19 protein-coding genes are annotated in these 16,852 nt (G+C 73.6%); 11 read left to right on the top strand and 8 right to left on the bottom strand.

Translation table 11 applies throughout. The features are described from left to right. The first annotated feature begins 123 nt into the window (after positions 1–123). Positions 124–810, top strand: coding sequence for a hypothetical protein (locus ACQPYX_RS19385; RefSeq protein ID WP_433798931.1), 687 nt, complete (start codon positions 124–126; stop codon positions 808–810). 88 nt (positions 811–898) lie between these two features. Here ACQPYX_RS19385 and ACQPYX_RS19390 read toward each other — a convergent pair whose 3' ends face one another. The 3 genes from ACQPYX_RS19390 to ACQPYX_RS19400 form a co-directional block, all read right to left on the bottom strand. Beyond that, positions 899–1,300, bottom strand: a complete 402-nt coding sequence (locus ACQPYX_RS19390) for a VOC family protein (protein ID WP_433798932.1) — start codon at positions 1,298–1,300, stop codon at positions 899–901. Positions 1,301–1,342: 42 nt separating this feature from the next. Continuing rightward, positions 1,343–2,137: an enoyl-CoA hydratase gene (locus tag ACQPYX_RS19395; protein WP_433798933.1), complete on the bottom strand. Its 795-nt coding sequence runs from the start codon at positions 2,135–2,137 to the stop codon at positions 1,343–1,345. 127 nt (positions 2,138–2,264) lie between these two features. Further along, positions 2,265–2,954 (bottom strand): DUF4383 domain-containing protein, encoded by a 690-nt coding sequence (locus ACQPYX_RS19400; RefSeq protein WP_433798934.1) that lies wholly within the window; start codon positions 2,952–2,954, stop codon positions 2,265–2,267. Between the two features lie 153 nt (positions 2,955–3,107). Here ACQPYX_RS19400 and ACQPYX_RS19405 point away from each other — a divergent pair, with 153 nt between their 5' ends. Genes ACQPYX_RS19405 through ACQPYX_RS19415 form a run of 3 tightly spaced genes read left to right on the top strand, consistent with a single transcriptional unit; the run spans position 3,108 to position 5,472 of the window. Beyond that, entirely contained in the window at positions 3,108–4,025 is a 918-nt protein-coding gene (locus ACQPYX_RS19405) for an acetaldehyde dehydrogenase (acetylating) (protein ID WP_433798935.1), read from the top strand. Then, positions 4,022–5,056, top strand: a complete 1,035-nt coding sequence (gene dmpG, locus ACQPYX_RS19410; protein ID WP_433798936.1) for a 4-hydroxy-2-oxovalerate aldolase — start codon at positions 4,022–4,024, stop codon at positions 5,054–5,056. The genes ACQPYX_RS19405 and dmpG overlap by 4 nt, the downstream gene beginning before the upstream one ends. Further along, entirely contained in the window at positions 5,056–5,472 is a 417-nt protein-coding gene (locus tag ACQPYX_RS19415) for a tautomerase family protein (RefSeq protein ID WP_433798937.1), read from the top strand. The genes dmpG and ACQPYX_RS19415 overlap by 1 nt, the downstream gene beginning before the upstream one ends. Here the strand turns inward: ACQPYX_RS19415 and ACQPYX_RS19420 are convergent, their stop codons facing one another. Continuing rightward, positions 5,473–6,174 carry a M24 family metallopeptidase gene (locus ACQPYX_RS19420; protein ID WP_433798938.1) on the bottom strand — a complete coding sequence of 234 codons (702 nt, stop codon included), beginning with the start codon at positions 6,172–6,174 and terminating at the stop codon, positions 5,473–5,475. 10 nt (positions 6,175–6,184) lie between these two features. Continuing rightward, positions 6,185–7,039, bottom strand: coding sequence for a DUF1003 domain-containing protein (locus tag ACQPYX_RS19425; protein ID WP_433798939.1), 855 nt, complete (start codon positions 7,037–7,039; stop codon positions 6,185–6,187). Positions 7,040–7,186: 147 nt separating this feature from the next. On the opposite strand from ACQPYX_RS19425, the gene ACQPYX_RS19430 reads away from it, so the two are divergent. The 3 genes from ACQPYX_RS19430 (at position 7,187) to ACQPYX_RS19440 (ending at position 9,106) form a co-directional block, all read left to right on the top strand. Beyond that, positions 7,187–7,498, top strand: a complete 312-nt coding sequence (locus ACQPYX_RS19430; RefSeq protein WP_433798940.1) for an ArsR/SmtB family transcription factor — start codon at positions 7,187–7,189, stop codon at positions 7,496–7,498. Further along, positions 7,495–8,010: an SRPBCC family protein gene (locus ACQPYX_RS19435; protein WP_433798941.1), complete on the top strand. Its 516-nt coding sequence runs from the start codon at positions 7,495–7,497 to the stop codon at positions 8,008–8,010. Before ACQPYX_RS19430 ends, ACQPYX_RS19435 begins: the two co-directional genes overlap by 4 nt. A gap of 223 nt (positions 8,011–8,233) precedes the next feature. Next, a complete protein-coding gene (locus ACQPYX_RS19440; protein WP_433803762.1) occupies positions 8,234–9,106 on the top strand; it encodes a serine protein kinase RIO in 873 nt (290 codons plus the stop codon). Here ACQPYX_RS19440 and ACQPYX_RS19445 read toward each other — a convergent pair. Together ACQPYX_RS19445 and ACQPYX_RS19450 are read right to left on the bottom strand one after the other, a co-directional pair. Next, a complete protein-coding gene (locus ACQPYX_RS19445; protein ID WP_433798942.1) occupies positions 9,103–9,858 on the bottom strand; it encodes an SDR family NAD(P)-dependent oxidoreductase in 756 nt (251 codons plus the stop codon). The two genes, ACQPYX_RS19440 and ACQPYX_RS19445, sit on opposite strands and share 4 nt — an antisense overlap. Next, positions 9,855–10,487, bottom strand: a complete 633-nt coding sequence (locus tag ACQPYX_RS19450) for an HAD-IA family hydrolase (RefSeq protein ID WP_433798943.1) — start codon at positions 10,485–10,487, stop codon at positions 9,855–9,857. Before ACQPYX_RS19450 ends, ACQPYX_RS19445 begins: the two co-directional genes overlap by 4 nt. Positions 10,488–10,628: 141 nt before the next feature. On the opposite strand from ACQPYX_RS19450, the gene ACQPYX_RS19455 reads away from it, so the two are divergent. The 3 genes from ACQPYX_RS19455 to ACQPYX_RS19465 all read left to right on the top strand — a co-directional run bounded on the left by ACQPYX_RS19455 (position 10,629) and on the right by ACQPYX_RS19465 (position 14,895). Next, positions 10,629–12,404, top strand: coding sequence for a PEP-utilizing enzyme (locus ACQPYX_RS19455; RefSeq protein WP_433798944.1), 1,776 nt, complete (start codon positions 10,629–10,631; stop codon positions 12,402–12,404). A gap of 32 nt (positions 12,405–12,436) precedes the next feature. Continuing rightward, positions 12,437–13,549 (top strand): PEP/pyruvate-binding domain-containing protein, encoded by a 1,113-nt coding sequence (locus ACQPYX_RS19460; RefSeq protein ID WP_433798945.1) that lies wholly within the window; start codon positions 12,437–12,439, stop codon positions 13,547–13,549. Between the two features lie 152 nt (positions 13,550–13,701). Further along, a complete protein-coding gene (locus ACQPYX_RS19465; RefSeq protein WP_433798946.1) occupies positions 13,702–14,895 on the top strand; it encodes a L,D-transpeptidase in 1,194 nt (397 codons plus the stop codon). Between the two features lie 52 nt (positions 14,896–14,947). Here ACQPYX_RS19465 and ACQPYX_RS19470 read toward each other — a convergent pair whose 3' ends face one another. Next, positions 14,948–15,853, bottom strand: a complete 906-nt coding sequence (locus tag ACQPYX_RS19470; RefSeq protein WP_433798947.1) for an NADP-dependent oxidoreductase — start codon at positions 15,851–15,853, stop codon at positions 14,948–14,950. A gap of 52 nt (positions 15,854–15,905) precedes the next feature. Between ACQPYX_RS19470 and ACQPYX_RS19475 the strand changes: the two genes are divergently transcribed. Next, positions 15,906–16,844 carry a cytochrome c oxidase assembly protein gene (locus ACQPYX_RS19475; RefSeq protein WP_433803763.1) on the top strand — a complete coding sequence of 313 codons (939 nt, stop codon included), beginning with the start codon at positions 15,906–15,908 and terminating at the stop codon, positions 16,842–16,844. The last annotated feature ends 8 nt before the right edge of the window (positions 16,845–16,852 follow it).

The raw sequence follows: 16,852 nt of genomic DNA on the forward strand, positions 1-16,852 counted from the left end.
GGAGGACCCGGCGTGGCCTCCGGAGCGACACGATCGGTCCGCGAACACGATCCGTGACCTTACGCGTCGACCTACGGTTCTCCCATCGCTCGAACAGCGCAGCGACCGTCACGAGGAGAAGCCATGACCACGCTGGACGCCCCCACCACCACGCTCACCGCCACCCCGGTCGCCCCCGCCCGCCGGAATCTGCTGACCAGCGCCGGGGGCATCGCGCTGATCGTCTCCCCGCTGCTGCTCACGGGCGGCATGCTCACCATCCCGCCCGGCGAGGACGGCACCACGGCCGGTTACGTCGCCTCGCTGGCCGCGACGCCGTGGCTGACGGCGCTGTCCGCCGGCCTGCTGCACTACTCGTGGGTGCTCTTCGCGCTCGGGATCCTCGCCGTGCCGGCCCTGGTGCGGGGCGGGCGGGGGCGGGGCGTGGTCGGCGCGGTCGCCGTGCTGACCTCGTTCTGCGCCATCCAGATCTCGGGCCTGCTGCTCGGCGACTGGTACGCGACCGCCATCGGCCGGGCGGTGCCGCGCGACCAGGCGGCGGCCATCTTCGAGGCGGCCGGGTCGGACCTCTGGATGACGACGTGGCTGTGGTCGGGGAAGTTCGTCGGTTTCCTCGGGATCGCGCTCGTGGTCGCCGCGCTGGCCTACGCCCGGGCCACCAGCTGGTGGCTGCTCGCCCTGCCGGTGCTCGGGACCGCTGCGATGGTCGTGCTCCCCGGCCTGCTCGGCACCCCCGGCGTCGCGCTCGGCAGCCTGATCTCGTTCGCCCCGCTGCTCGTGATCGGCGCGCAGCTCCTGCGGCGGCGCTGACCGGCTCCCCCGACATGAACGAACGGCACTCTCGCGCACATAGATGCTGCGAGAGTGCCGTTCGCTCGTTCCGTGAGCGGGCCGGGACCTACGTCCCCGGCGCGATGAAGAACTCGAGCGCGATGCCGTCGGGGTCGCGGAACGAGATGCCCGAGCCGTAACCGGCCTGCTTGACGCCGCCGTGGGAGATGCCCAGCTCGTCGAGCCTGCGGCCCCACTGCTCCAGCGACGCCGAGTCCGGCAGGGCGAACCCGACGTGGTCCAGGCCGGTGCGGCGCTCGTCGAAGGTGTCCTTGGACTCCCGGCCGTGGTGGGTGTGCAGGCCGAAGAGCATCCCGCCGTCCAGCGCGAAGACCGTGTGGTGGAACTCGCCGCCCTCCTCGTCCTCGTCCAGGACGGGGTCGGCGCCGAAGAGCTTCGAGTACCACTCGGTCGAACGCTGCAGGTCCGACACCGTGACGGCGACGTGCTGCAGACCGGGGAACGACATGAGGGCAGGCTCCTTTGCCTCGATCGTGCTCGGCGGACGTGACTAGCGGTGCTGCCAGACGGGCCGGCGCTTCTCCAGGAAGGCCGACATGCCCTCCTGGGCATCACAGGTCATGGCGTTGGTGGCCATGACCTCGCTCATCTCGGCGTAGGCCTCGTCCTCGGAGAGGTCGACCTGCCGGTAGAACGCCTCCTTGCCGATCCGCAGCGTCACGCTGCTGGCATCGGCGACCTGCCCCGCGAGCTCGGCGACCCGCGCGTCCAGCGCGTCGGCGGGCACGGCCTCGTTGACCAGGCCCCACTCGACGGCCGTCGCGGCGTCGATCGTCTGCCCGGTGAGCAGCAGCTGCATCGCGCGCTTGCGGCCGATGGCGCGGCTGACCGCGACCATCGGGGTGGAGCAGAACAGCCCGATCTTCACGCCGGGCGTCCCGAACACGGCGTGGTCGGCGGCCACGGCGAGGTCGGCCGTGGCCACGAGCTGGCACCCGGCCGCGATCGCCATGCCCTGGACGGCGGCGATCACCGGCTGGGGGACGTCGTGCACCGCCTTCATCATCTCGGTGCACACCCCGAAGACCTCGCGCTCCTCGGCGAGCGTGCGGTCGACCATCTCGGACAGGTCGTGGCCGGCCGAGAAGGCGGGGCCCTCGGCGGCGATCACGATGACCCGGACGCCCTCGGTGGCCGACACCTCCCGCAGACCCGCGGTGACGGCGCGCATCGTCGCGACCGAGAGCGGGTTGCGGCGGCGGGCGGCGGTGAGCACGACCCGCGCGGTGGGGCCGTCCACCTCCACGCGCACGGTGTCCTGGTCCTGCGTCACCGGGGCGGCCATGTCCCATGGTCTATCAGCCATGCGTTCCCGACGACAGGTCGGCACGGTCCCGCGGTCGGGCCGCGGACCCGACGCGACCCGGTCCGAGAGGACTCACCCCTCCGACCGGCGGGGTCCCTCGGCCCACCTAGGCCATGGCGGACCCGCGGTCGTGCCCCTGCTCGGTGGCCATCCAGCGCTCGCGCCGGTCCTCGTGGGTCCGGAGCGCGTCGATCTCGGCGAGCCGACGCCGCTGGTCGGGGGTCGCCGTGCCGCTGACGGCGGCGCGGGAGGCCTCGGCCATCTCGCGGTCGGCGCGCATCTCGGCGCGGGTGTGCGGGCGCGAGGGCAGCGTGGCCTCGGGGTCGGCCGAGCGGGCCTCGTCGTCCGCGCCCGACGTCCGGTAGGGGTTGTCGGCGGGGAGCTTCGCGCTGACCCGGCCGTAGCTGCCGAGGATGAGCAGCACCAGGCCGGCGCCGATCGAGAAGAAGACGTTCGGCAGCCGGAAGGCCAGCAGGTTGTACGGCGTGGCCATGACCGCGAGATTGGCGAACGCCGAGATCAGGAACAGCGTGCCGACCACGATCATCACCGTCGACGACAGCCGTCCCCCGCGGAGCGCGGCCGCCACCAGTACCAGCGCGGTGACGATCGAGATCGTCGAGAGCAGGCCGTTCGAGGACAGTCCGAGCACCGGGGTGCCGTCGGTGTCGAAGAAGCCCAGGCCCCCGACGAAGCCGAGGACGCCGAAGGTGGCGATGACGAGCGCGACGACCACGGCGCCGACCCGGTGGACGACGACGACCTTGTGGTCGGCGGTGAGGCTGGGGGTGTTCATGGGGGCTCCCGGAAGCCGAGGTCGTGCGGGCCTGTACCCCGGGGGTTACCGCCCCGCGTGATGTCAACCACGTCCGATCCGGACGATCCGGGCTTTGCCGTGTCGCGAACGGAGCCGTTCCCGGGTCACGCCGGTCCGTGCCACGGTCGGCGCATGAGCGACAAGGTCCCCGCGGCCATCGTCGGCCCGGGCAACATCGGCACCGACCTGCTGGCCAAGCTGGCGCGCACGTCGTCGATCGAGGTCACCGCGATGGTGGGCGTCGTCGAGTCCCCGGGGCTGGACCGGGCCCGCGCGGCGGGCATCCCGGCCTCGGCCGAGGGGGTCGACTGGCTGCTCGCGCAGGACCCGCTCCCCCGCATCGTCTTCGAGGCCACCTCCGCGCGGGCGCACGCGGCGAACGCCCCGCGCTACGCGGCCGCCGGCATCCGCGCGGTCGACCTGACGCCCGCGCACCTCGGGCCGATGGTCTGTCCGGCGGTGAACATGCCGGACCACCTGGACGCGGTGAACGTCAACCTGATCACCTGCGGCGGCCAGGCGACGATCCCGGTGGTGGCCGCGGTGTCGCAGGTCGTCGACGTCCCCTACGCCGAGATCGTCGCCTCCGCCGCGTCCCGCTCGGCCGGGCCCGGGACGCGCGCGAACATCGACGAGTTCACCCAGACCACCGCCCGCGCCGTCGAGGAGGTCGGCGGCGCCGCCCGCGGCAAGGCGATCATCATCCTCAACCCCGTCGAGCCGCCGATGATCATGCGCGACACGGTCTACTGCGCGATTCCCGGCGAGGTCTACGACGACGCGACGACCACCGCGATCGCTGGCTCGATCCACGCGATGGTGGCGCGGGTGCAGGAGTACGTGCCGGGCTACACGCTGCGCGCCCATCCGCAATTCGACCCCCCACGCCCGGAGTGGGGCGGCCGGGGCCGGGTCGCGAGCTTCCTCGAGGTCCGCGGGGCGGGCGACTTCCTGCCCGAGTACGCCGGCAACCTCGACATCATGACGGCGGCCGCCACGCGCGTCGGCGAGCTGCTCGCCGCCGAGCTGGGAGCGGGGGTGGCGGCATGAGCCGGCCCGAGATCCGCCACGACGTCCGCATCACCGACACCACGCTCCGCGACGGCTCGCACGCGCAGGCCCACCAGTTCACCGAGCAGCAGGTCCGCGACACCGTCCGCGCCCTCGACCGCGCCGGCGTCGAGGTCATCGAGGTGACCCACGGCGACGGCCTGGGCGGGTCGTCGTTCAACTACGGCTTCTCCCACACCGACGAGCTGCGCCTGATCGCCGCCGCCCGCGAGGAGGCGCGGACGGCCCGGATCGCGGTGCTGCTCGTGCCCGGGATCGGCACCGTCGACGACCTCCGCCGCGCCCACGACGCGGGCGCCGAGGTCGTGCGGGTGGCCACCCACTGCACCGAGGCCGACGTCAGCCCGCAGCACTTCGGGGTCGCCCGCGAGCTGGGGATGGAGACCGTCGGGTTCCTCATGATGGCCCACCGGACCTCGCCGGAGGACCTCGCGAAGCAGGCTCGGATCATGGTCGACGCCGGGTGCCAGTGCCCCTACGTCACCGACTCGGCCGGCGCGCTGCTCATGCACGAGGCCCGCGCGCGGTTCGAGGCGCTCGTGGCCGAGGTGGGCGACGAGGCCTGGGTCGGCTACCACGGGCACCAGAACCTCTCCTTCGGCGTCGCGAACTCCGTGATCGCCGCCGAGGTGGGCGTCAAGGAGATCGACGGATCGCTGTGCGCGCTGGGCGCGGGGTCGGGGAACTCCCCGACCGAGGTCCTCGCCGCCGTCTTCGACCGGCTGGGGATCTCGACCGGGCTCGACGTGATGGGGCTGCTCGACGCCGCCGAGGACGTCGTCCGGCCCTACCTGCACCGCTGGCCGAAGATGGACCGCAACGCGATCGTCCAGGGCTGGGCCGGGGTGTACTCGAGCTTCCTGCTCCACGCCGAGCACGCGGCCGAGCGCTACAAGGTGCCCACCCACGAGATCCTGCGCCGCTGCGGCGAGCTCGGGCTCGTCGGCGGCCAGGAGGACATGATCATCGACGTGGCGCTGGAGCTGGCGCGGGCCCGCGAGGAGGGCTGATGCCGGTCGTCGAGATCCACCTGGTCGAGGGCGCCCACGACGACCGCCGGATCGAGGACCTGCTCCGGCGGGTCAGCGAGCGCTACGCCGCCGTGCTGGAGTCCCCGATCGACCGGGTCCGGGCCTTCGTGACGATGCACGCGCCGCAGCACTGGATGACCGGCGGCGTGCCGGCGGCGGTCGACGGCGACCCCGCGCCCTACTTCGCCGCCGCCGTCCTCGAGGGACGCCCCGTCGACCAGCGGCACCGGCTGCTCGCCGAGCTCACCGACGTGCTGTGCGACGTCCTCGGCGTCACCCGCTCGCGGGTGCGCGGCCGGGTCGTCCAGGTGCCCCCGGACGACTGGGCGATCGGCGGAGTGCCCGCCGCGACCCGTCGTCGGGACGAGATCGTGGCGCGCTCGTCCCGGCTCTAGCTAGCGACGCAGCGACAGCAGCTGCTCGGTGAACCCGCCGATCCGGGCCTCCGGGTCGACGAGGTGCACCTCGAGGATCCAGTGGCAGCGCCGGCCGGCCTCGTCGCGGGCGTGGTGCAGGGCGACGTCGTTGCCGGTGGTGATGTAGCTGTGCCGGCGGCCCGGGTCGATGTGGTCGTGCGGGAACTCGCCGACCAGGTGCCCGCTGTGCGCGCCGCCGAAGGTCCAGCCATGGTCGGCGGCGAGCCCGCACACGTGCTCGTACAGCTGGGCCGCCGTGACCTCGGGCGAGGCCTCGTAGAACGCCCGGCCCGCCGACCACACGGCGTCGAGGTCGGCCGCGAGACGGTGCTTGTGCGGGTCGTCGCCGAGCACGAACGTGCGCCCGACGTCGGCCTCCCACTCCGCGAACACCGGACCGAGGTCGACGAAGACGATGTCGTCGTCGCCGATGCGCCGGTCGGGCGGGTTCTCCCGGTACGGCTGCAGCGTGTTCTCGCCGGACCGGACGACCCGCTTGTGCCAGTACCGGGAGGTCCCGAACAGCTCGGCGCCCAGGTCGCGCACCGCCCGGCTGACCTCGGACTCCCAGGCGCCGGGCGCCACGAGTCCGCGCCGGGTGATCTCGGCGAACAGTTCCTCGGCCCGTTCCTCGGCCCGCACGAGCTCGTCGGCCCTCGTGTCCTCGTCGAGCGACGTCACGTCCGCGAGCCTACGGCCGCTCCGCCCGGGCGGTGTGCTCGTCGGCCGCGCGCGGGGCGGGCGCCCCGCCGGGACCGTCGTCGGGAAGGGTCTCCACCAGCGACAGGATCAGCCGGTCCTGCGCCACGAGGTGCTGGCGCAGGTGGCGGCACTGCTGGAGCACGACCGCCGTGTGGTTCGCCGTCTGGATCACCCGCCGGTCCGACGCCTCCCCGAGCACGTCCTGCCCGACCATGATCAGGAACATGAACACCAGCTGCGCCAGCGACGAGCAGAACAGCAGGAAGGGGAACGGGTAGGGGTCCGGGACCACGCCCGCGAGGGCGAGGCCCATCCAGCCGAACACGATCACCGCGGTCCACACCACGGCGGCGGTGGACCCGAGCCACTGCATCAACCACGCGGCGAGCCGACGGTTCCTCCCGGCGGCGGCCGGCTCCACGGTGGCGGGCGGTGCAATGAGGATCGGCGCGGTGTCGCAGGGATCGAGCCGGTCGCGGGGCGCGGCGGCCCGGTTGAGGACGCGGGCCTGCTCGTCGATGTGCGCCTGCAGCCGGTGGCACTCGCGCAGGATGGCCTGGGCGTCGTCGTAGGTCTGCTGCGAGCGCCGCTCCCCCGCCGCCGACAGCGTGCGCTGCCCCACCAGGATCACGAAGATCAGCAGCAGCTGCACCACGTTCCCGACGAAGAGCAGCACCGGGTACGGGTAGGGGTCGAAGCCGAGCACCCCGCGGGCCCCCAGCACCATCCAGAGCACCGAGAGCCCCACGGTCACGTACACCGTGGCCATCGAGCTGAGCCGGCGCGTCATCCACGCCGCCGCCCGGTCGCCCGCCGTCCCCCGTTCCGGGTCCGTCACCGCCACCCGAGATCCCCCGTCGCGCCGGCCCGCCCGCCCACCGCCGGGCCCGGCCCACCCCGCGGTGCTGTTTCGATCCAGGGACGCGGCGCGCGGGCCCGGGTTGCCTGCATACCTCGACAGGCATATTCCTCAAATGGCATATTGCCCGGCGTGAGCACCTGGACCGCGCTGGCCGATCCGACCCGGCGCGCGATCCTCGACGTGCTGCGGGAGCGGCCGCACGCGGTCGGCGAGCTCGTCGACCGGCTCGACATCGCCCAGCCGGCCGCCTCGAAGCACCTCGCGACCCTGCGCCGGGCCGGCCTGGTGCACGCGACGGTCGACGCCCAACGCCGCGTCTACGCCCTCGACCCCCGCCCGATCGTCGAGCTCGAGACCTGGCTCGCGCCCTACCGGGCGCTCTGGTCGGACGCCCTCGCCCGCCTCGGCACGCACCTGCACGACACCCGGGAGGACCGATGACCACCGGCACCTATCTCGAGATCGACGCCCGCCCCGCCCTGCGGTTCGTCCGCGAGTACCCCGACCCCGTCGAGCGGGTCTGGGCCGCGGTCAGCGACCCGACCGAGCTCACCGCCTGGTTCCCCGCGCGGGTGTCCTTCCCCGACGCCGGGACCCCCACCTCGGGCGGGACGGTGGCCTTCACCTTCGCCGAGGAGGGCGACGGCGGGAGCGGGACGGTCCTGGTGTGCGACCCGCCGTCGTCCCTGGTGTTCACGTGGGAGGGCGACGAGTTGCGGTTCGAGGTGAGCCCGCTGCGCACCGGCAGCCGACTGACCTTCACCACCATCCTCGCCGACCGCGACACCGCCGCCCGCAGCGCCGCGGGCTGGGAGGTGTGCCTCGAGGCTCTGGACGTCGCCCTGGCCGGACGCACCCCGGAGGCGCCTGGCGGCCCGACGCCGGCCTGGCGGCGGCACTTCGACGACTACGTCGCCGCCGGCGTCCCGGCCGGCGCGCCGGTCCCGGAGTGAGGAAATCGCTCGCGCCCCGCGCGCCCCGCGTGCGTGAATGCCCGCCGAGGCGCCCCGCCACCGGGGACGCCCAGGACCGAGGAGAGGAGTGCCCCGTGTCGACCGTCGCCCCGCCGCGGGCGCGCTCCGTCGCGCCCCGCCCCCGCCGCATCCACACCCTGCGCTGAACCGCTCCCGCGCAGGGTGACCCACCCGCGCGAGGAGTCCTCGAGTGCACGAACGCATGTCCCGCCGCCGTCGACGGTTCGACGACGACGACGCACCACCCCCCGACCGCCGTCGGCAGGCCGAGTTCGAGCCCGAGGTCGAGGTCGAGGTCGACGGCCCGCCCACGGGCGACCGCTGGTCCACCTGGGCCGACGCGACCCGCGGTCCCCGCCCCGTCCCGCGATGGCTCGTGACCGACGAGGGCGCGGTCGACACCGAGCTCGGCGTCCTCAAGACCGGCAAGGAGGCCGACGTCCACCTCCTGGAACGGGCCGTCCCGGACGGGCCCGCCTGTCTGCTGGCCGCCAAGCGGTACCGCTCGGCCGAGCACCGGGCCTTCCGCCGGGACGCGGCGTACCTGGAGGGCCGCCGCGTCCGGCGGTCCCGCGAGATGCGGGCCATGACCCACCGGACCGCGTTCGGCCGTGACCTGCTCGCCGGGCAGTGGGCCCACGCCGAGTTCGGCGCCCTCGGCACGGCCCACGCCGCAGGTGTGCCCGTGCCCTACCCGGTCTCGCTGGACGGCACCGAGGTCCTGCTCGAGTTCCTCGGCGATCCGTCGGGGACGGCGGCACCCCGGCTGGCGGCGACCCGCCCGACGACCGCCGAGCTGCACGACTGGTGGCACCAGCTCACCGAGGCCCTGCTCGGGCTCGCGCGGCTGGGCTGGACGCACGGCGACCTGTCCGCCTACAACGTCCTCGTCGACGACGGACGGGTCGTGCTGATCGACCTCCCCCAGGTCGTCGACCTCGTCGGCAACCCGCACGGGTCCGACGTCCTCGTCCGGGACGTCCGCCGCATCGGGGAGTGGTTCGCCGCGCGGGACGACGGCATCGACCCGGGAGCGCTGTTCCACCGCCTGGTGGCGGAGGCGGGCCTGAGCTAGAACAGCCCCCGACGGGCACCGACGTCCAGGGCCAGCGTGGAGCCGGTGAGGGCGTCGGCCTCCGGGTCGAGCAGCGTCGCGACCGCCCAGGCCACCTGCGCGGGGGTCACCAGCGCGGACAGCGGCGACTCGGCCCGGCGCTCGTCGAGGATCACCGAGACGTCGACGCCGCGGTCGTCGGCCCGGGCCTGCGAGAGCCGCCGCAGCCGGTCGGTGTCGGCGGGCCCCGGGGCGACCAGGTGGGCGGTGACCCCGTCCGGCCCGTGGTGGTCGGCGAGCTGGCGGACGAGGTTCGCGAGCGCCGCATTCGTCACCCCGGCCGCACACGTGTGCGGGGACGGCTCGCTGCCGTAGTGCCCGCCGAGCGCCACGAGCCGCGATCCCGCCCGCAGCCGGTGCGACACGGCCCGGACCAGCCGCAGCATGCCGCCGACCTTGAGCGCGACGGCCGTGCCCAGCGCAGCCGGGTCGATCGTCGGCAGTGGTCCCGCAGCGGGGAGCCCGGCGGCCTGCACCACCATGCGCACCGGGGCGTCCAGCTCGTCGACCGCGTCGCGGATCGCCGCGACCGCCGCGTCGTCGCCGATATCCGCGGCGCACGGGACCGTGCCCGACGCCGGCTCGGGCGGGGTGCGCGCGACGGCCACGACGGTGAGCCCGGCCCGGTGGAGCCGCTCCGCGATCGCCGAGCCGAGCGCACCCGAGGCGCCGACGACGACGGCGGTCCCGGACCGTCCGTCGGGGCGGCTCATGCCGCGGCTCGCAGGGCGAGGAGTTCACGGGCACGCTCGACGGCCGCGGACGGGTCGCGCAGGTCGACCTCGACGGTGACCAGGCCCGCGTCACGCGCCCCGGCGCAGTTGCCGGGGATGTCGTCGACGAAGACGACCTCCCCCGCGGGCAGGCCGAGGGCGCCCAGCGCGCCCGCGTAGGCGCGCGGGTCGGGCTTGAGCACGCCGGTCACGGAGCCGTCGACGATCGTGTCGAACCGGCCGAGGACCGGGTGACGGGTGAGGTCCGCGTCGCCGTGGAAGGCGGCCAGGTCGTTGGTGAGGGCGGCGACGGCGAGGCCGGCGGCGTGCGCGTCGTCCATCAGCGCGATCACCTCGGGTCGGAACGGCTCGTCGTCCGCGTACAGCGCGTCCATCAGCTCCGGCACCGTGCCGGAGCCCCCGGTCAGCTCGCCGTACTCCGCGGCGCGGGCCGCCCAGTAGGCGCGTTCGCGGTCCCGGCCGGCGAGCACGTCGTCCCAGGCCGGGTCGGGCCGCGGACCGAGCACGCCGCGCACCTCGGTGAACTCCGGCGGGGCCGCGAGCGTCGCCATGCGCTCGTGGCCCGAGGTGAGCAGGACGCCCCCGATGTCGAGCAGCAGTGCCCTCATCGGACCGACCGTAGGGGCTGCGGTGGCGGGCTGTGACCGTCGCCGTTCGCGCCCCCGCAACGTTCCGTCCCCGGGAACGTGTTGCTTGCGTCACTCTTGAGGTTGGATCACGGTCGGCTCGATCTCTTCGAGGAGGAACCGATGGCCAACGTCGTCCCGGTTGACGCCTACAGCACGGGCGAGTGGTACCCCGGCTACAAGCCGGAGTACTTCGACATGCCCTGGATCGTCGACCCGGCCGGCCCGTTCAAGCCCGGTGACGAGAACCAGTTCTGGTTCCTCGACTTCCACTGGTCGCGTGGGCTCACCCCGCTCGGCGCGACCCTCTGGAGCGGCGACGGCTACTGCTGGGGCACCCAGCACGCCGCCGAATCCCTGCCGCTGCCCCCGGGCCGCGGGGTCAGCGCGCGGTTCGCCGGCACCCACCTCTACGGCAGCGCCCTGCCCGAGACCGACCCCCGCGAGATCGAGGCGCGCGCCGGCCGCATCGCCACCAACCTCCCCCACTTCCTGCAGAACTACCGACCCATCTGGGAGGGCGGGCGCGACGAGCTGGAGCGGACCTGGTCGTACTTCCGCGGCGTCGACTTCACGCAGGCCCGCGGCGACGAGCTCCCCGAGCTGCTGGTCAAGGGCCGCCGCTACCACAAGCGGTCGATGGAGATCCACTTCGGCGTCATGTACCCGCTGCTCGCGAACTTCCTCGGCTTCTACGGGGCGTGCGCGGACATGGGGATCGACCCCAACGAGATCGGCAAGTTCCTCCAGGGCGAGGACACCAAGATCATGGAGACCGACCGCCTGCTCTACGGGCTGGCGATGAAGGCCCGCGCGGCCGGGCTCGAGCCGGTGTTCGAGGCCCACACCGGCTCGCAGCTCCGTGCCGCCCTCGGGCGTCAGGGCGGGGCGGCGTCGGTCTGGCTGACCGAGTTCGACGCGTTCCTGCAGACCTACGGCTGGCGCGCGGAGGCGACCTGCGACGTCGGCGTGCCGAGCTGGATCGAGGACAACACGATCCCGCTGGACCTCGTGAAGACCTTCCTGCAGCGCCGCGACCAGCACGACTTCGAGGCCGCCGCGCGCAACGCCCTCGCCGAGCGCGAAGAGGCCATCGACAACGCCCGCGCGGGGCTGACCCGCGAGGAGCAGGCCGTCTTCGACGCCGGGCTCGCCTCCAACCAGGAGGCGAACTTCCCCTGGTGGCAGGACGACCACAACTACTACATCGACCTCAAGGTCATGCTGCCACTGCGGTGGGGCTGCCAGGAGCTCGCGCAGCGGGTCAAGGCCGAGCGGCACGACGACATGCTGTACCTCTTCTGGCCCGAGCTGATGGACGTCGCCACCGGCGAGAAGCCCTACGACGCCGGGCTGCGCTCGCTCGTCGAGGCCCGACGCCAGTACTTCGACGAGTGGCACGACCGGCGCGGCGAGATGCCGAAGGTGCTCGGGACGATCCCGGAGGCCGTCGAGGACCCGATCCTCATCGAGATCTTCGGGCTGAACCCGAACTCGATCCGGGCGGTGCAGAACCCCGACGCCGCCGCGCAGACGACGATCACCGGCGTGGCCGCGGCGAAGGGCACCGCGCGCGGCATCGCCCGCGTGCTGCAGTCCTCCGACGAGCTGCACCGCCTCGAGCCCGGCTCGATCCTGGTGTGCGAGTCGACCTCGCCGAACTGGACCCCCGCGTTCGGCAAGATCGCCGGCGCGGTCTGCGACGGCGGCGGGATGCTCTCGCACGCCGCGATCGTCGGCCGGGAGTACGGCGTCCCCACGGTCACCGCGACCGGCGTGGCGACGCTGTCGATCAACGACGGCGACGAGGTCGAGGTGAACGGCACCACGGGCACCGTCACCGTGCTGACGCGGGCCGACGACGTGGCGACGCCGGCGGTGGAGGGGGCCAACGCATGACGGTGGTGTCGGGGACGGCGGAGGTGGCGGCCATGAACGATCCGGGGTCCGTGGGGACCGAACGGCACAGCTGCGAGGCGATCGCCTGGCTCGACGAGGTCGCGCCGGCGGAGGCGATCGCGTGCGGCGGCGCGAAGATGGGCCGGCTGGCGGAGCTGCTGGCCTCCGGGGTGCAGGTGCCCCAGGGGTTCGCGGTCACCGTCGAGGCCTACCGCCGCCACTGCGCCGAGTCCGGCCTGGACGGCCGCATCGACGCCGTGCTGGCCGGCCTCGGGCCCGATCCCGACGACGGGGCGGTGGAGGCCGCGTCCGCCACCGTCCGGCAGCTGTTCGTCACGACCCCGGTGTCCGAGGCGCTCACCGCGCGGCTCACCGAGGCCTACGAGGAACTGTGCCTGCGCTGCGTCGACGTGAACGTGCCGGTGGCCGTCCGGTCCTCGGCCACCGGGGAGGACGCCGCCGACGCCTCCTTCGCCGGCATCTTCGACACCTACCTCGGGGTCTCCGGCATCGAGCGGGTCGTCGACTCGGTCCGCCGGTGCTGGGGCTCGCTGTTCACGGCGCGGGCCCTCGCCTACCGGCTGCGGCGCGGCATCAGCCACCACGAGATGCCCATCGCGGTCGGCGTCATCGAGCTCATCCACGCCCGCGCCTCCGGGGTCGCCTTCTCGGTGCACCCGGTGACCGGCAAGCGGGACCGCATCGTGATCGAGACCAGCTGGGGCTGGGGCGAGGCGATCGTGCAGGGCCTGGTCGACCCCGACCACGTCGAGGTCGGCAAGGCCGACGGGCGACTGCTGCGCTACGACGTCGCCCACAAGAAGGTGGTGTCGGCGTTCGACTTCGCCGTCGGCGCCGTCACCGAGATCGACATGCCGGCGAAGCTCGCGGACCGCCGGGTCCTCGACGACGAGCAGGTCGCCGCGATCAGCGCCGCGGTGACCTCGATCGAGGAGCACTACGGCCACCCGGTGGACGTGGAGTGGGTCATCGGCCGGCACCGCCGGGCCGGGGATCCGGTGTGCATCGTGCAGACCCGGCCGGTCACCACCGTCGAGCCCGCGACGGCCGCGGCTCCCGCCTACGACCCGGTCGCCCTCGCCCAGAAGTACCTGTTCTCCGGGAAGCCGATCCCGGGCCGGTAGCCCGTCGGGCGCGTCGTGTCGCCGCGGTCACCGGGGTGGCACCCGGTGACCGTCGGTCCCCCGGTGCACGATGGTGGAACCGGACGCCCCCGCGGGCGTCCGTATCTACGGCGTGCCGGCGGGGGCACGCGGGGAACGGCTGGGGGTTTGGCATGGCACTCGGGCGCGCGGTGCTCGGGCTGATGGTGACGTTCGCGGTGGCGCTGGCCGCGATCACGGTGTGGGGCACGGTGGAGCGGGCCTCGGGCCCGACGACCGGCGCCTCGGCGCAGGTGGGGTCGGAGGCCCCGGCGGCGCCGACGGCCCAGGTCACGCTGAGCCCGGCGAACGGGGCGACGGACGTGGCGCCGGCCGCGCCGGCCGTCGTGACGGTGGCGCAGGGCCGGCTCACCGACGTCGCCCTGATGGGCGCCGACGGCAAGGCGGTGCCCGGACGGCCGACGGCCGACGGGTGGACCTCCACCGGGACCCTCGCCTACGGCACCACCTACACGTGGAAGGGCGTCGCGGTCGACGCGGCGGGCGCGCCGACGCCGGTCTCCGGCTCCTTCAGCACGGTCACGCCGCAACGGAAGATCGCGGCGAACATCAACATCGCGGACGACGCGACGGTGGGCGTGGGCGCGCCCATCATCGTGCAGTTCAACGGCGAGGTCACCGACAAGGCCGCCGCGCAGCGGGCGCTGCAGGTCCGCACGTCGGTCCCCACCGAGGGCTCCTGGGCGTGGCTGCCCGACGCCGAGCAGGCCTCGCGCGCGCACTGGCGGCCGAAGGAGTACTGGAAGCCGGGCACGGTGGTCGACGTGGCGGCGAACCTCGTCGGGGTCGACGTCGGCGGCGGCACGTGGGGCACCGCGAACGTCACCTCGCACTTCACGATCGGGCGCTCGCAGATCGTCAAGGCCGACGTCAACTCGTTCCAGATGGTCGTGGTGCGCGACGGGCAGACGGTGATGACGGTCCCGGCGAGCTACGGGCTCGGGTCGGACCCGAACCGCAACACCACCAACGGGGTGCACGTGGTCATGAGCAAGGAGGCCACGAAGCTCATGACCAACCCCGAGTACGGCTACTTCAACGTGCCGGAGAAGTGGGCGGTCCGGATCTCGAACAACGGCGAGTTCATCCACGCGAACCCGCTGTCGACCAGCGCGCAGGGCAACGAGAACGTCACCCACGGCTGCGTGAACCTGTCGACGAAGGACGCGGAGGCGTACTTCGACACGGCGATGTTCGGCGACCCGGTGGAGGTGACGGGCAGCCCGGTGCCGATGCCGCGCACCGACATCTACGACTGGTCGCTCACCTGGCAGGAGTGGCAGTCGATGTCGGCCCTCCCCACCTAGTCACGGCAGCGAAGCGTCGTTCCTGGCGTCCAGCGGCAGGAACGACGCTTCGTCAGCCGACGGTGACGATCACCTTGCCGGTCGCGTGGCCGCTCTCGACCAGCGCGAGGGCGGTCTCGACCTCGTCGATCGGCCGGACGTCGGTGACGTGCGGGTCGAGCGTGCCGTCGGCGACCAGCCCGACGAGGCGCTCGAGCACGGCGGTGCTGCGGTCACGCACGATCTGCTGCCCGCCGAGCTCGGTCGACAGGCCGTAGTCGGCCACCGAGATCAGCTTCGACGGGTCGGTCAGCAGCGGGGCGACGGTGCGCAGGGCGTCCCCGCCCACGAGGTCGAACACGCCGTCCACGCCGTCCGGGGCGACCTCGCGGAGCCGGTCGACCACGCCGTCGCCGTACGCGACCGGCGTGGCCCCGAAGCCGCTGAGCATCGCGTGCTTGCCGGGGCTCGCCGTCGTCACGACACGGAGGCCGCGGGCGGCGGCGAGCTGGATCATTGGGATGCCGACGCCCCCGCCCCCACCGTTGACCAGCAGCGTGCTCCCGGCCGCGAGGTCGAGCTGCTCGAGCGCGTCCCACGCGGTGCCGGCGGCCACCGGGAGGGCGGACGCGTCCTCCGGGCTGACGGCCGTGGGACGCTGCGCGGCGAAGCCCGCCGTCACCCGGGCCCGCGGCGCCCACCCGCCCTGCATGTCCGGACAGCCGCCGAAGACCTCGTCGCCCACGCCGAAACCGGTCACCCCGGCGCCGACCTCGAGGACGGCGCCGGCGACCTCGCGCCCCAGCACGGCCGGCCCGCTGATGCCGTAGGACCCGTCGCGGACCTTCCAGTCCCCCGGGTTCACCCCGGCCGCCCGGACCGCGACGAGGAGCTCGCCCGGCCCCGCGGTCGGCTCGTCCACCTCGATCCACGCCTGCTGCTCCGGACCACCGACCGCGACGAACCCGTACCCGCGCACGGAGCCGCATCCTGCTCCCGTCCCGGGAGGGGCGCAAAATGGTTGCGTGCAGATGCCACTGGGGCCGACCCCGGGTCCGGCGTGGGCGGACGTGATCACCACGTGGTCGCCCGCCTGGGGTGTGAACGCGGTGCTCCTGGTGCTGACGGGGCTCTACCTGGCCGCCGCGCGCCGGCACGGGGCGTGGCCGGTACGGCGGACGGTGTCCTTCCTGGCCGCGATCGCCGCGGCGGTGGTCACCTGGAACTCCGGGATCGCCGTGTTCGGGCACCAGGCGTTCGCGGTGCACATGGTCATGCACCTGGCGCTGATCATGGTCGTGCCGGCGTTCTGGGTCGCGGCGCACCCGCTGGAGCTGCTGCGCTCGGCGTTGCCGGAGCGCGCGGGCGCCCGGTTCGACGCGGCCCTGGACTCGCGGGCGTCCCGGGCGCTCTTCTTCCCGGGCACCGTGCTGGTGGTCTACGCGCTGGTCATCGTGCTGACCCACCTGACGGGGTTCATGGAGGCGATGGCGGCGTCCATGGCGCTGCACCACGCCGAGCAGGCGCTCTACCTGGTCGCCGGGATCCTGTTCTTCCACGTCGCGATCGGCGTCGACCTGCTGCCGAACCGTCCGGCCTACTTCGTGCGCTACGTGCTCATGGCGCTCGCGATGGGGGTGGACACCCTCGTCGGGGTCGTGCTGATGCAGGCGCCCGCGACGATGTTCCCCTCCTACGACCTCGAGGGCGTGCACCTCGGGGGCGCGCTCATGTGGGTCGTGGGCGACGGCCTGATGATGGTGATCATGGTGCTGCTCGGGCGCCTGTGGGTCACGGACGCGTCGGCCAAGGTCGACTTCGGGCCGTGGCTGGAGTCGGCGCGGCGGGACGCGTTCGCCGAGCAGACCGGGGCTACCCCTACGGACCGGGCCGCGGACCTCGACGACGACGACGAGGCCCTCGCCGCCTACAACCGGATGCTGACCCGGCTGAACCGCGGCGAGCACTGAGGGCGCCG

It is taken from the genome of Actinomycetospora sp. CA-084318 (genome assembly GCF_050955885.1).
GTDB lineage: Bacteria > Actinomycetota > Actinomycetes > Mycobacteriales > Pseudonocardiaceae > Actinomycetospora.